The organism is Agrobacterium larrymoorei, assembly GCF_037722385.1.
Lineage (GTDB): Bacteria > Pseudomonadota > Alphaproteobacteria > Rhizobiales > Rhizobiaceae > Agrobacterium > Agrobacterium larrymoorei_C.
On record NZ_JBBKAQ010000006.1, the window covers coordinates 426,649 to 440,504 of the forward strand.

Here is a 13,856-nt window from a genome sequence, read left to right on the forward strand (position 1 = left end):
TATTTTAGGAAAATAAGATTTTCCTCACACCTGTTTCACATCGGCGTCGTTGATCGTTATTGCAGCTCCGGTCTCTAAACACCGAAGCTGCAATAAGCTGATCCGGTCACGTGGTTTTCAGAACGAGGAAGGGGTGGCTGTTATTAGTCGCGTCCAGTTCCAGGCCGCTACCCGTTTCGATTCGATCACCCGTCCAAACATTCTCAAACTGCTTGTTTGTCAGTCCAGTCGGAAGTTCGATTATTGCGCTGCCGAGTGTCGGCGGAAGAACCTGATCCGTGTCTTTAGAGAGCGTAAACCGCGGCACCACAACCACCACCGCTTGGTTAGCATGCACTCTGGCGAAGGCCACAAACTTTTCGCCCGACCGCGACGTTGCCCGAAGCGGCACATAATCCCCCTCACTGAAGAGATTGGCTGCTGCCCGGCGCAAATGCAGCAGGGTGGCGATGACAGACTGCTTCAGCGAACCATCGTGCCACGCAGAGACATTGGTCGCGTCCGGCTTTCGCCCTTCTGCTAGTCGGCTCAACAGGGCGTCGTAATCCGGCTCGCGGCGATTGTCAGGGTCGACGAGACTGAAATCGAAGCCTTCGCTGCCCTGATAGATGTCCGGGATACCGGGTGCCATCAGCTTGATGATCGTCTGGGTCAGGCCGTTCGCAAGTCCAGCTTCGACGAAGGGCTCGATCGTCTCCGCGAAGCTTCTCAAGAAACCTCGGTTTTCTTTGGAGAAGAGGTGAGAAGCGTAGTCGATGACCGCCTTTTCATAATCTTCGTTTGAAGCGCCCCAATCGGTTTTGAGTTTTGCTTCACGCAGCGCCTTTTCCAGATAGGCGAGGAAGCGCTCTTTCACCTCTTCAACCGTCTTGTCGTCATCTGCATCGAAACGCGGAGGCAGGACACCGGCAAGCGCCTGATAGATCATCCACTCGACTTCAGGCTCGGGAACTGGACCGTCTGGAAGCTGCTGAACGACCTTGGCATTCATTTTACACCATCTTTCGATGGCTTTGATCCAGACCTCAGGAGCCTCCGAGAGCGCATAAAGGCGGGCTCGGGCATCTTCTCCACGCTTCGTGTCGTGCGTAGAAGTACCAGATATACCCATCGGTTGCCTTTCCTTTCGGATGAGCATCTCCTCATGAAAATGATCAAGAGAAAACGCAGGTCGGATGGGTTCGGCGCCAACCTCGTTGAGCCCGAGCAACATGTTGTAGCGGAAGAACAGGGTGTCCTCGACCGACTTTGCCATGATTGGGCCAGTCAATTGCTGGAACTTGGTGCGGAAGGTTACCGCATCCTGGGCTGCAGATGCAGGCACATCACCCTTGAGAATGCCGGTCATCAACGCCAATGCCTCGGTCGAAACGGTGTGACCAGCCTCGCCGATCTCCGCAATGACATTGTCCAGAAGAGCCTTGTCATCCGCGCGCATGCCCTCGAGCGTTCCGTATGTGCGGTAAACGGGGAAAGCGATCAGCATTTCGCTGAGTGCCACTTTCAACTCATCTTCGGTTGCCGGCCGTCCTGCTTCTTCGGCGATCTTCTCCGCCAGTTTTACCAGCACGGAAACCTCACCGGCAAAGTTCCTGCTCACCATCAAGCGCTTGGCGGCGCGCAACTGCTCCTTCGCGTCGAGCCGGCTTTCTCCAACTTCCTCATAGGCCGATTGCAGAGCCTCAAGTTTTGCGCCATCCACCAGGGCATGGCTGAGGGCTGCAATGAACTCGTAGCCGGTCGTGCCGGAAACCGGCCAGTCGGCGGGAAGTTGTTCGCCTTCACCTAAGATCTTTTCGACGACGATGTAGCAGTCCGGTCCTACGGCGTGCCTCAAACGGTCAAGATAGCCCTTGGGATCGGCAAGACCATCAATATGGTCCAGACGCAGACCCTGAACGGCGCCGCTCCGCACCAGCTCCAAGATAAGGCGGTGACTTTCCTCAAACACCTGCTCGTCTTCGACCCGCACGCCAGCAAGACCTGTCACCTCAAAAAAGCGCCGATAGGATAAATCGCTTGCTGCATCCCGCCATGATGTAAGCCGGTAGGGCTGCTCGTCGTGCAGCTGCGAAAGCGACGCCTGATCCGAGCTGCCTAAAATCTCCGCCTCACGTCCTTCATATGTCGCGGGGTTCAGCGGAAAGAAGGACTCGAAGTAGGCGAAGACAGGCGTGCCCGTCTTCGGATCGGACTTGACGGCCAAATCGCCGGCCTCCAGCACAGCGTCGAAATCATCGCCAAGAACCGGCAAGGTCAAGCGCCGCGACCAGTCGATATCGAAATGACGCGCAAATCGGCTCTTCGCCCCGTGTTCGATCACGTCTCTCCACCACGGTGTCTCCAGTGAAGCCGCCATGTGATTGGGAACGATATCGAGGATGAGACCGAGCCCCGCATCCTTCAACGCCTGGACCATGCGGTCGAAACCTGCGCGACCGCCGATCGCCGGATCGATTTCATTGGCATCGGTGACATCATAGCCATGTGTCGATTCCGATGTGGCGGTGAAGATCGGCGACGCATAGAGATGGCTGATCCCGAGCTGCTTGAGATAAGGCACCAGTGCGCTCGCGCGGTCGAAGGTCATGCCGTTGCGAAACTGCAGGCGATAGGTGGCGGTCGGAAATTTCATGCGACAATCCCAAAAGTGGCCGCTGCTTTGGCGGGTGGAAGCTGGCGAGATGACCAGACAATGGTTTTGCTGGTCTGATCCTGAAGAGGTGCGAAGCGCTGCGCAAACTGCACTTGAGGGCGAGTGGTTCCAAAGCGTCTCTTTGCTCACGTCCGGTCAGCCACGTATAAATTTGTCCGGCGGCAACCGCGACGGTTGCACCATGCATCTTTCCCGTAGTGAACAAGCAGGGGAACTCTGCCTTCGTCTCCCATTTTTCTCGTGTGGTGAAAAGGTTTGCGAAGCTACAAGCAAGTTTCGCGCAGGGTCGTTCTGATTAACCGAAAGTATTACGCATTTTCGGCGTCGAAACGGTCGGATTGTACTTGCCAATGGCGAGGGTCGAAGTCAGAGCCCTTTGCAGCCGACCGTTCTTTTAACGCCCACCATATTTGGAAAGATGTCATGAGCTCCCTGGTCGATGCTGCAACTGGTCAAACGACGCAAGCTTTTGATGGCCGCCTTGTGACTGTGTTGAGACCGTCGGATGCTCCGCATCTCATCGTCTGTTTTAACGGTTACAGCCGCATGGCACATGCAAGGCCAGACCTTCCATTTGAGACCGCACTCATGGGGCTTAACTGGCTCACCGTGTTTGACGCCAATATCCTTTGGGTGGCCGAAGAAAAGCCCACTTGGTACCTCCAGCATGAGGAGACGGTCATCTCGCGGATCGCCGATATTATGTTAGAGCGCGGTATTCGCACGGTTAAGTTGATAGGGTCGAGCGCAGGTGCCTACGCCGCTATTCGCGCCGGACTGCTGCTCGATAAAGCGATGGTTGAGCGTGGGATATCCGCCTCCATCTTTTCCTTTCCTATGAATCCTCAGACGGGATTCCGACCGGAATTGATCCAGCTCGCGGCGGCGGCCTCGATCAGGGCAGGTTGGAACCCACGACTGCTGGGTGTCGATCCTATTCTGCTGGCCGAGGTTTACCGGGAGGCCTACCACTATAAGCTTCCCGATATCAGTGACATAATTCGGGTCTACAAGCCGAAGAACTTCGCGACGATCCTTATGTACGACTCGCTCAATCCTATCGAGCAGGTGTTCAGCGGCGATATTCTGTCGGCAGAATGGCTCATTGCATTTCCGAAGCCTTTGGGCATACCTCATGGATCAGGCTGCACCCAGTTTTGGACAGAACATCTGTGGGAGGCTTTCGATCAGGTCGCTCCATTCGGCAAAAGGGCGGCGGAGCCGACGGATGACGACCTGAGGTTGGTCGCGTAACGCGGCGTCTTGCCAGAAGAAGCTCTGTCTTCACGGACCGCTGTGACCGACTTGCTCTAAAAACATTGTTGTAAGGCGGGCAGACACAACAAAACAATCGATAACTGCTGAACCTTTTACAGCAAGCTTTGTTTGATGCAGCGCACAACAGCATGCATGAGGGGCTTCGGTGGTTCACACGTTTGATTTCGGTCCGGCAATTTCCAACAACGATATCGAGTTTCGCCTTTGGGCGCCCTTTCACGATGAGGTGCTGCTGAATATCGAAGGCGAAACGCCGGAGGCCATGAAGCGGGACGATGAGGGCTGGCACCGTTTGCGAAAGCCGAAGGTCGAAGCCGCAACACGATACAGCTTTACTCTGCCTGACGGGTTGGAGATTCCAGACCCCGCCTCGCGCTTCCAGCCCCACGACGTCCATGGTCCAAGTGAGATTGTTGATCTATCGCGCTTCCAATGGCAGAGCACCGACTGGCACGGTCGACCGTGGGAGGAGATCATCATCTATGAACTTCACGTCGGCACCTTCAGCCAAGAAGGGACATTCCAAGGCGCGATCGCCCATCTCGACCATCTCCGTGATCTCGGCATAACCGCAATCCAGATCATGCCCGTTGCGGATTTCCCGGGCGGCTATAACTGGGGCTATGATGGCGTGAAGCCCTATGCGCCCGACAGCAGCTACGGACGACCGGAGGATTTGATGGCGCTGGTTGATGCCGCGCACGCGCGTGGGCTCAGCGTCTTCCTAGATGTCGTCTACAATCACTTTGGCCCAGAAGGCAATTACATGCCGAACTACGCGCCGCTCTTCTCCCCCAATCACGAAAATCCGTGGGGGCAGGGCTTGAACTACGATGACAAGCAGTCCGACAAGGTGCGTGAATTCGTCATCCAGAACGCCATCTATTGGGTCACGCAATTCCGCTTCGATGGCTTAAGGCTTGATGCCGTTCATGCGATTATGGACGATAGCGATGAACACCTGCTGACGGAGCTGGCGCGTCGCGTTCGTGCTGCGGTACCCGACCGGCGCATTCACCTGATTGTCGAGAATGAAGACAACGACAGCGATCTCCTGAGCCGTGATGAAGACGGCATGTCGGAGCGCTTTACCGCGCAATGGAACGACGACATTCACCACGTTCTCCACATTGCAGCGACTGGCGAGACCTTCGGTTATTACAAGGCCTATTCCGATGATGACGATAAGATCGGTCGGGCGCTGGCAGAAGGCTTTGCCTTTCAAGGTGAGCATATGCCCTATCGCGATGAAGAGCGCGGCAAGCCGAGCGCGCATCTCCCGCCCACCGCATTCATCTCCTTCATCCAAAATCATGATCAGATCGGCAACCGGGCGCTCGGCGACAGGATGCAGACCTACGCTCCGGACGCGGCACTAAAGGCGATTACCGCCATCTATTTGCTCGCGCCGCAAATCCCCATGCTGTTCATGGGCGAGGAGTGGGGTTCGCGCGATCCCTTCCGCTACTTCTGTGATTTCAGTGAGGATTTGAACCAGAAGGTGAAGGAGGGCCGCCGCGAAGAGCTGTCTCGTCTCCCAGGCTTCGACGCCGACGATCTCCCCGATCCGACAGCAAGAGAGACGTTTATGGCCAGCAAGCTCGACTGGTCGAAGCGGGAAGATGAAGAAGGCCGCCAGTTGCTCGGCTTCTACCGAACATTGCTGGACCTGCGCAAAAGGCGCATCGTGCCGCTGCTCAAGACAATCGTCCCCGATACGACGCGTTACGAGGTCAGGGATGGTGTCGTCGCCGTCGAGTGGGGCATGGAGGATGGTCTAACGCTTCGCCTCGTCGCCAATCTTTCCGATAAAAGCGGGAACGCCGATACCGATGCAACAACGGGCGAGGAGCTTTTCAGCCTCGGCTCGGCAGACGGAACAAGCCTGTCGCCATGGGCTGTCCGTTGGTCTCTACAACCAGCGTGAGCGCGAAGGTCTCAGGATTCATCGTCTGACGATCGCCCACGTTTTTCCGGGCACGAAGCAGGAGCCTCTACTGCATCGAACACGCGCGTCTTGCAACCGACAATTCCGTCATCCAAGCATGCAATATTTTCAGTTGATCTTTGCTTCTAGCCGGGTGAGCATCCCCCTTTCCGGCTGATTTGCTCATTGCGCAAGCGGCCGATGGGCCCAGTCTTTATTGATCGATTTTTAGCGCGGGGGAACGAAAAGACTCAAAACAATCTGCCGTCGAAATAGTCGATCCCCCGGGGCTTGAGGCTGTCTTGCATCAATGGCCGCCTCGGTATGCACGTCACAAAGCATTGTCGGTACCGTTCGAAGAAAGGCATATCATGGAAGTTGGAGTCTTTATCCCGATTGGAAACAATGGCTGGCTGTTGTCGGAGAACGCGCCGCAATACAAGCCGAGCTTCGAGCTGAACAAAGAGATCACCCTCAAGGCTGAAAAATACGGTTTTGATTTTGCCCTGTCGATGATCAAGCTTCGCGGCTTCGGGGGTAAGACCGAATTCTGGGATCATAATCTCGAATCCTTCACGCTGATGGCAGGCCTTGCCGCCGTCACCACGCGCATCAAGCTTTTCGCTACAGCCGCCTCGCTCGTCATGCCGCCGGCGATCGTCGCCAGAATGGCCTCCACTATCGACAGCATTTCCAACGGCCGTTTCGGCATTAATCTCGTGACCGGATGGCAGCGGCCGGAATATTCCCAGATGGGCATGTGGCCGGGCGACGAGTATTTTGGCAAGCGCTATGCCTATCTTGCCGAATACGCCACCATCCTGCGCGAATTGTGGGAGAAAGGGCAGAGCGACTTCAAGGGCGACTTCTTCCAGATGGATGACTGCAGGCTCTCGCCGCAGCCGCAAGCCGATATGAAGGTGATCTGCGCGGGCTCTTCCAATGCCGGCATGGAGTTCTCTGCCAAATATGCCGACTACAATTTCTGTTTCGGTGTCGGCGTGAACACGCCCACCGCCTTTGCGCCCGCCGCCGAGAGGCTGAGGGAGGCAACGGCCAAGACGGGCCGCGATGTCTCATCCTTCGTTCTCTTCATGGTGATCGCCGACGAAACGGACGAGGCTGCAAGAGCGAAGTGGGAGCATTACAAGGCCGGTGCCGATCAGGAGGCCATCAAATGGCTTGGCGTCCAGGGTGCTGCCGATACCAAATCCGGTTCGGACACCAATGTGCGGCAGATGGCCGACCCGGTCTCCGCCGTCAACATCAACATGGGAACACTGGTTGGTTCTTACGATACCGTTGCGCGTCTCTTGGATGAGGTGCCCACTGTGCCTGGAACAGGCGGCGTGCTTTTGACCTTCGATGATTTCGTCAAGGGCGTCGAAGACTTCGGCACGAAAATCCAGCCGCTGATGACATGCCGCAAACATGTAAAGCCCCTTCTCGAGGCGGCGGAATGAGCACCATGACAACAGGATACCAGGCGCCCGCCGTTCACAGCAAAAGCGTCACATTGCCCGCTCGTCCGGAGCCGATCACACTCAAACCGGAAGAAACCGCCGTCGTCGTCGTCGATATGCAGAATGCCTATTCGACCGAAGGCGGCTATGTCGATCTTGCAGGCTTCGACATTTCCGGCGCCAAGGGCACCATCGACAATATCCGCAAGACGCTAGATGCGGCGCGCGCTGCCGGCGTTCAGGTGGTCTACTTCCAGAATGGATGGGACAAAGATTATGTCGAGGCTGGAGGTCCAGGCTCGCCCAACTGGCACAAATCCAACGCGCTGAAATATATGCGCGCCAATCCGGATGCGCAGGGTAAGTTGCTTGCCAAAGGCAAGTGGGATTATGCGATCGTCGATGAGCTTCAGCCGAAGCCCGGTGATATTCTGGTGCCGAAGACCCGCTACAGCGGCTTCTTCAACACGCAGATGGACAGCATCCTGCGCGCCCGCGGCATTCGAAATCTCGTCTTCGTTGGTATCGCCACCAATGTGTGCGTCGAAAGCTCGCTTCGCGATGCATTCCATCTGGAATATTTCGGCATCATGCTGGAAGACGCCACCCATCACCTCGGCCCCGATTTCATTCAGCAGGCGACTGTTTACAATGTCGAAAAGTTCTTCGGCTGGGTGGCGACTGTCAATGATTTCTGTGGTGTCATCAGCCAGGCTGCGCCTGCCAATTCCTGATTGTAGAAGGACAAACTCATGCCGAAGAAGATCATCGTTCCCGAAGGTACATCCAAGCCGATCGCGCCATTTTCGCCCGGTACGCTGGCTGATGGGATCGTCTATGTCTCCGGAACGCTGCCATTCGACAAGAACAACGACGTCGTTCATGTGGGTGATGCCAGCGCCCAGACCCGCCACGTGCTCGAGACCATCAAGTCGGTGATCGAAACCGCCGGTGGCACCATGGAAGACGTGACCATGAACCATATCTTCATCACCGACTGGGCCAATTATAAGGCGGTCAATGCCGTTTATGCCGAGTACTTTCCAGGCGACAAGCCAGCCCGCTACTGCATTCAATGCGGTCTGGTGAAGCCGGATGCGCTGGTGGAAATCGCAACCGTCGCTCATATCGGCAAGCCGTGAGCGTAATGCATTTCGATCTGCACGGACGACAAGACGCGGATGCGCCGACGATCATCTTGTCATCGGGCCTCGGCGGTTCCGCAAGCTACTGGGCGCCGCAGCTTGCGGCACTATCGAACGACTATCGGATCGTCACCTATGATCATCGCGGTTGCGGACGCACTGGTGGGGAGGCGCCAGCCGATGGCGGCATCGCGGCCATGGCGGATGATGTGCTGGAAATTGCCGAGCAACTGGGTCTCACCCGCTTCGATTTCATGGGACATGCCTTGGGCAGCCTGATCGGCCTCGATCTTGCCCTTCGCAAGCCAGGAATGATCGGAAAGCTCGTCCTGATCAACGCATGGAGCAAGGCTGATCCGCATTCCGGACGGTGCTTTGATGTGCGCATCGAGCTTCTGGAAAAGTCCGGCGTTCCGGCTTTCATCAAGGCGCAGCCTTTGTTCCTTTATCCGGCGGTGTGGATGTCGGAGAATGCGGAAAGGCTGGAGGCGGAGGAGCGTCACGCCATCGATCATTTTCAGGGGCGCACCAATATCCTTCGCCGCATCGCCGCCCTGCGTGCCTTCGATGTCGACGACCGGTTACAGGATATCAAAACGGAAACGCTGGTCATCGCCACCCGCGATGATCTTCTCGTGCCTTACACGCGGTCGATCCGTCTGGCGGAGGGATTGTCAAACAGCCAGTTGCAGCTCGTCGACTTTGGCGCGCACGCGATCAACGTTACGGCTCCGGACGCCTTCAACACCGCCATACTGCGCTTTTTGCGCGCCGCCTGATACTTTTCCGCGCGCAACAACATCACTCGTTTCAAGAAACAGAAATGGCACAAAGGAAGGGGTTGCTTTCCTTGGTGCGACGTTTCATCACCTTCTCATAGAGCGCCGTGCATCCTTTAGGACGCACAAAGGACGCTCTGACTTTTTGATGCCATAGACGCGTGTCGTACCAAGATTGAAGGAGGAAACGATGAAGGCTCTGGTTCTGGAGGAAAAAGGGAAGCTGTCGCTTCGCGACTTCGATCTTCCCGCCACGCTCGGTCCCAAGGATGTGAAAATCCGCACTCACACGGTCGGCATTTGCGGCTCCGATGTACACTATTACACCCACGGCAAGATCGGTCATTTCGTCGTCAACGCGCCCATGGTGCTCGGCCATGAAGCAGCCGGCACAATCGCGGAAGTCGGCGCCGAGGTCACGCATCTGAAAGTCGGAGATCGCGTCTGCATGGAGCCGGGCATTCCCGATCCGACCTCGCGTGCAACGAAACTCGGGATCTACAATGTCGACCCGGCCGTGACCTTCTGGGCGACGCCACCGGTTCACGGCTGCTTGACGCCAGAAGTTATTCATCCGGCCGCCTTCACCTACAAGCTGCCCGATAACGTCTCCTTCGGCGAGGGCGCCATGGTCGAGCCCTTCGCCATCGGCATGCAGGCAGCATTGAGAGCACGGATCCAGCCGGGCGATGTGGCCGTGGTCACAGGTGCCGGACCGATCGGGATGATGGTGGCGCTTGCTGCCCTTGCGGGTGGTTGCGCCAAGGTGATTGTTGCCGATCTTGCTCAGCCCAAGCTTGATATCATCGGCGCCTATGATGGCATCGAGACGGTCAATATCCGCGGGACCTCCCTGCCGGATGCAGTCGCCAAAGCAACCGATGGCTGGGGCTGCGATATCGTTTTCGAATGCTCAGGTGCGGCGCCAGCTATTCTCGGCATGGCAAAGCTCGCCCGTCCAGGCGGTGCGATCGTGCTTGTCGGCATGCCGGTCGATCCGGTGCCGGTCGACATCGTTGGATTGCAGGCCAAGGAACTGCGGGTCGAGACCGTCTTCCGTTACGCCAATGTCTACGACCGCGCGCTTGCACTGATCGGCTCTGGCAAGGTCGATTTGAAGCCGCTGATCTCGGCCACCATCCCCTTCGAGGACAGTATCGCTGGCTTCGACCGTGCGGTGGAAGCGCGCGAGACCGATGTGAAACTGCAGATTACCATGCCGGAGTAATTGATCCGGTGCCGGTGGCAAAGCATCTCCGGCATCCTCTGAACTATTTCGCTCATAAGCTCCGAATGGCTATTGACCTAGAGTGCGCTCTAACTTGTAGCCTCCTCTGCGTTATGACGATGAGGTGCTGATGAAGATCGGTGAACTTGCAAAGCGCTCCGGCCTCTCGGCCTACACGATCCGCTATTACGAGCGGATCGGCCTGCTTCCCTATGCCGATCGCGACCGCTCGAGCAGGCGCGATTATGATTCCGAAATCCTCATCTGGATCGAGTTTCTCGGAAGGCTGAAAACCACCGGCATGCCTATCCGGGACATGCTGCGTTATGCCGCCTTGCGAAAACAGGGAGATGCGACCGGGCCTGAACGGCAGGAGATGCTGGAAGCGCATCGCGACCAGGTTCGCGATCGGGTGGCCGAACTCCAGCAATGCCTCATCGTCCTCGACCAGAAGATCGCCGGATATGCCGGCGACAGTCAGAGGATGATGGATGATGACGCAGTCACAAACAACCCTAAGCGAAACCCGGCTGGAACGCGGCAAACGCGCGCTCGCTGAGATAGACGGAGAAGCCGGAGCAAAAGTGATTGCGGCGCTCGCCGATATCGCACCGGACTTCGCAACCTATCTGTTGGAATTTCCCTTCGGCGATATTTACAGCAGACCTGGGCTCGATACCAAGGCGAGGGGAATCGCGACCATCGCGGCGCTGACAGCCATGGGCAACGCCGCGCCTCAGTTGAAGGTGCATATCGAGGCCGGTCTGAATGTTGGCCTTTCGCGCGATGAGATCGCTGAAATCATCATGCAGATGGCCGTTTATGCTGGGTTTCCAGCCGCGTTGAACGGCCTGTTTGCCGCGAAGGATGTCTTCGCTTCCATTGATGAGCGCGCACCAGCAGTGGGGTGACGACAAGCTGGTCGGACTGGTTTGGCACGAACTAGGCGCGGGCGCTATTTCTTCATCTTCCTGTAGCAATGGGATTGAAAGGGATATAGCGTCCCGCCGCCGAACCAGAGTTGCCTCCGAGGATGTCATGCCCTTATCCGACCAGCAGATTGCCGAGCTCAACACGCCCGCCGTTGTCGTGGACCTCGACATTGCCAAGAAGAATATTTCCCGCTTTCAAGATTATGCTGATGTCCACGGGTTGAGGGTCAGGCCGCACATCAAGACCCACAAGCTTCCGGCTGTCGCCGAAATGCAGCTGGAGGCAGGTGCTGTCGGGATTACCTGCCAGAAGGTGTCGGAAGCAGAAGCCATGGTCGCGGGTAGCGAAGCGATCAACGACGTTCTGATCACCTACAACATTCTCGGGACTGCAAAATTGAAGCAGTTGCGGGCGCTGGCCGGCAAGGTTCGCCTGTCAGTCGTGGCCGATAGCGTGGAAGTTGTCGATGGTCTCTCCGAGGCTTTCGCCGACGCTGGGCAGTCGCTGACAGTTCTCGTGGAGTGCAACACAGGCGCGAACCGTTGCGGCGTGCCAACGCCGGAGGCGGCTGCCGAACTCGCCATCGTCATCGATCAGGCACCGGGATTGGTGTTCGGCGGATTGATGACTTATCCATCGCCGTCAGGTGAGGCAGCAGTTCAAAGCTTCATGACGGACGCCAAGCGTATGATCGAAGACAAAGAAATTGCTGTTCCCGTCATCACCTCGGGCGGCACACCCTCGATGATGCATGCAGCGAAGGCACCGGTCGTTACCGAATACCGACCCGGAACATACGTCTATAACGACAGATCGCTCGTCAGCCGCGGAGTCTGTGGCTGGGACGAGTGCGCCTTGAACGTCATTGCCACCGTCGTTTCGGTTCCGGCAGAAAATCGCGCCATCATCGATGCTGGCTCAAAAGCGCTGACGTCGGACCTCCTCGGTCTCACGGGCTATGGACATGTGCTGGGCCGTGAGGACATCACAATCGATCAGCTGTCGGAGGAGCATGGGCGTCTTGTCACCGAGGGACCGATCGGGCTCAAGGTGGGCGACAAGCTTCGCATCGTCCCAAACCACGCCTGCGTGGTGACCAATCTCGTCGATAGCTTGACGGTAATCGGCGAAGACATGTCCGAGCCTGAGGTCTGGCCTGTCGTGGCGCGCGGCCTGATCGTCTAAGTTTTTTGCTGAGAAGGGTGAACCGGAGGGAGGCTGTCGCGTTTTTGCGTTTTATCGACCTCTGAGACTTTTGATGATTGCGACGCCTCAGCCCGAACGTTTCGTTTTGTTGGATGGAATTCGGGGCGTTGCAGCTGTCGCAATCGTCCACCGTCACGCGGAATTCTTTTTTGGCAGACCGGAAGCGTCCAGCTATCTGGCCGTCGATTTGTTCTTCGCGCTGAGTGGCTTCGTTCTGGCGCATGCCTATGGCGAAAGGTTGCGAACCGGCAAAATCTCCACGCTCACCTTCATGAAGGCGCGCTTTTATAGGCTTTACCCGCTCTACATCATCGCACTTGCCATCATGGCGGCGTTTTTCGTCTGCCTTTACGCGCTTGACCTGCCAACCCCCATCGATGACCTGCACCGAAAGATCAGCCTCGGTGAGCTGGCGTTCGCCTTGCTCACAAGCGTTCTCTTCCTGCCGGCCCCGTTTACACTGACACTCAACGGAGCGCTCTTTCTTGTCAGCCCTGCATGGTCGCTGTTCAATGAACTGGTGGCCAACGTCGTCTACGCGAAGTGGGGTGCGCGTTGGAAGAGCGGTAAGATCGCGGTGGTTATCGCAGTTGCCGCCGTCGGTCTGGTGGTTGCCGCTACCGAGTTCGGCAAGTTGCATGCGGGCTTTCGCTGGCATGAAATGTATGCGGGCATGGCGCGTGTGTTTTTCTCCTTCTTCGTCGGAGTGTTGATCTACCGCTACCACACCGGTGGCCAGATCAGGCACCAGCACCTCGCACTTCTGTGCCTGGCGCTCGTCTGCCTGATCCTCTTCCTGCCAATGACAAAGGATGTTCGTCCCTTCTTCGATCTCTTCGTGGTCTTTCTCGTCTGGCCTGTCCTGCTGACGGTTGCCAGCAAGGTTGCGCTGGAAGGACGGTTGGCTTGGATCTCCTCGTTTCTGGGAACCGCCTCCTACGGCCTGTACGTTCTCCATATTCCCTTGCTTGCATGGGTCGCTTTCCTCATGCCGTGGTCAGGAACGGAGTGGATCGCCTATCCCGCCGGACTGCTTTTCACCGCATTCGCTACAATCTTTGCTTGGGCTTTGACGCAGTACTTCGATCAGCCGATGCAGAAGCGCTTGCGGCGCAGGGTAAAGTTGGTGAACGCGACGCAGTTCTGAGAGCGTGAGTGTCTCTCCAAGCGTGAATTGGTGATGCTCTGAACGCAAAAGCTCCTGCCCGATCGAAAAAACACAACAATTACGGTCACTTACC

At 57.0% G+C, this 13,856-nt stretch carries 12 protein-coding genes; 11 read left to right on the forward strand and 1 reads right to left on the reverse strand.

The window, feature by feature from the left end; genetic code table 11:
- Positions 1 to 106: 106 nt before the first annotated feature.
- Positions 107 to 2,635, reverse strand: a complete 2,529-nt coding sequence (treY, locus tag WKI41_RS11625) for a malto-oligosyltrehalose synthase (protein WP_340193648.1) — start codon at positions 2,633 to 2,635, stop codon at positions 107 to 109.
- A gap of 444 nt (positions 2,636 to 3,079) precedes the next feature.
- On the opposite strand from treY, the gene WKI41_RS11630 reads away from it, so the two are divergent.
- From WKI41_RS11630 to WKI41_RS11680, 11 genes are all read left to right on the forward strand, one after another.
- Positions 3,080 to 3,910, forward strand: a complete 831-nt coding sequence (locus WKI41_RS11630; protein ID WP_340193649.1) for a hypothetical protein — start codon at positions 3,080 to 3,082, stop codon at positions 3,908 to 3,910.
- A gap of 169 nt (positions 3,911 to 4,079) precedes the next feature.
- Positions 4,080 to 5,861, forward strand: coding sequence for a malto-oligosyltrehalose trehalohydrolase (gene treZ / locus WKI41_RS11635; RefSeq protein ID WP_340193650.1), 1,782 nt, complete (start codon positions 4,080 to 4,082; stop codon positions 5,859 to 5,861).
- Positions 5,862 to 6,232: 371 nt separating this feature from the next.
- Positions 6,233 to 7,324, forward strand: coding sequence for a pyrimidine utilization protein A (rutA, locus tag WKI41_RS11640; RefSeq protein WP_340193652.1), 1,092 nt, complete (start codon positions 6,233 to 6,235; stop codon positions 7,322 to 7,324).
- On the forward strand, positions 7,321 to 8,058 hold the full coding sequence (rutB, locus tag WKI41_RS11645) for a pyrimidine utilization protein B (protein ID WP_340193653.1): 738 nt from the start codon (positions 7,321 to 7,323) through the stop codon (positions 8,056 to 8,058). Before rutA ends, rutB begins: the two co-directional genes overlap by 4 nt.
- An 18-nt stretch (positions 8,059 to 8,076) precedes the next feature.
- Entirely contained in the window at positions 8,077 to 8,466 is a 390-nt protein-coding gene (rutC, locus tag WKI41_RS11650) for a pyrimidine utilization protein C (protein ID WP_340193654.1), read from the forward strand.
- A 5-nt stretch (positions 8,467 to 8,471) separates the two neighbouring features.
- Positions 8,472 to 9,248, forward strand: a complete 777-nt coding sequence (gene rutD / locus WKI41_RS11655) for a pyrimidine utilization protein D (protein ID WP_340193656.1) — start codon at positions 8,472 to 8,474, stop codon at positions 9,246 to 9,248.
- Positions 9,249 to 9,438: 190 nt separating this feature from the next.
- Entirely contained in the window at positions 9,439 to 10,476 is a 1,038-nt protein-coding gene (locus WKI41_RS11660; protein WP_340193657.1) for an NAD(P)-dependent alcohol dehydrogenase, read from the forward strand.
- Positions 10,477 to 10,606: 130 nt separating this feature from the next.
- The gene (locus WKI41_RS11665; protein ID WP_340193658.1) at positions 10,607 to 11,035 is read left to right on the forward strand and encodes a MerR family transcriptional regulator; all 429 of its coding nucleotides are present in this window, start codon (positions 10,607 to 10,609) and stop codon (positions 11,033 to 11,035) included.
- Positions 10,971 to 11,387, forward strand: coding sequence for a carboxymuconolactone decarboxylase family protein (locus WKI41_RS11670; protein ID WP_340193659.1), 417 nt, complete (start codon positions 10,971 to 10,973; stop codon positions 11,385 to 11,387). Before WKI41_RS11665 ends, WKI41_RS11670 begins: the two co-directional genes overlap by 65 nt.
- Before the next feature lie 127 nt (positions 11,388 to 11,514).
- A complete protein-coding gene (locus tag WKI41_RS11675) occupies positions 11,515 to 12,594 on the forward strand; it encodes a D-TA family PLP-dependent enzyme (protein ID WP_340193660.1) in 1,080 nt (359 codons plus the stop codon).
- A gap of 76 nt (positions 12,595 to 12,670) precedes the next feature.
- Positions 12,671 to 13,762: an acyltransferase family protein gene (locus WKI41_RS11680; RefSeq protein WP_425341021.1), complete on the forward strand. Its 1,092-nt coding sequence runs from the start codon at positions 12,671 to 12,673 to the stop codon at positions 13,760 to 13,762.
- Positions 13,763 to 13,856 lie beyond the last annotated feature (94 nt).

What these genes read in the sequence shown, in the direction of transcription:
- treY (WP_340193648.1), bottom strand. Translation starts at nt 2,635, where the DNA reads ATGAAATTTCCGACCGCCACCTATCGCCTGCAGTTTCGCAACGGCATG.
- WKI41_RS11630 (WP_340193649.1), top strand. Translation starts at nt 3,080, where the DNA reads ATGAGCTCCCTGGTCGATGCTGCAACTGGTCAAACGACGCAAGCTTTT.
- rutA (WP_340193652.1), top strand. Translation starts at nt 6,233, where the DNA reads ATGGAAGTTGGAGTCTTTATCCCGATTGGAAACAATGGCTGGCTGTTG.
- rutB (WP_340193653.1), top strand. Translation starts at nt 7,321, where the DNA reads ATGAGCACCATGACAACAGGATACCAGGCGCCCGCCGTTCACAGCAAA.
- rutC (WP_340193654.1), top strand. Translation starts at nt 8,077, where the DNA reads ATGCCGAAGAAGATCATCGTTCCCGAAGGTACATCCAAGCCGATCGCG.
- rutD (WP_340193656.1), top strand. Translation starts at nt 8,472, where the DNA reads ATGCATTTCGATCTGCACGGACGACAAGACGCGGATGCGCCGACGATC.
- WKI41_RS11660 (WP_340193657.1), top strand. Translation starts at nt 9,439, where the DNA reads ATGAAGGCTCTGGTTCTGGAGGAAAAAGGGAAGCTGTCGCTTCGCGAC.
- WKI41_RS11665 (WP_340193658.1), top strand. Translation starts at nt 10,607, where the DNA reads ATGAAGATCGGTGAACTTGCAAAGCGCTCCGGCCTCTCGGCCTACACG.
- WKI41_RS11670 (WP_340193659.1), top strand. Translation starts at nt 10,971, where the DNA reads ATGACGCAGTCACAAACAACCCTAAGCGAAACCCGGCTGGAACGCGGC.
- WKI41_RS11675 (WP_340193660.1), top strand. Translation starts at nt 11,515, where the DNA reads ATGCCCTTATCCGACCAGCAGATTGCCGAGCTCAACACGCCCGCCGTT.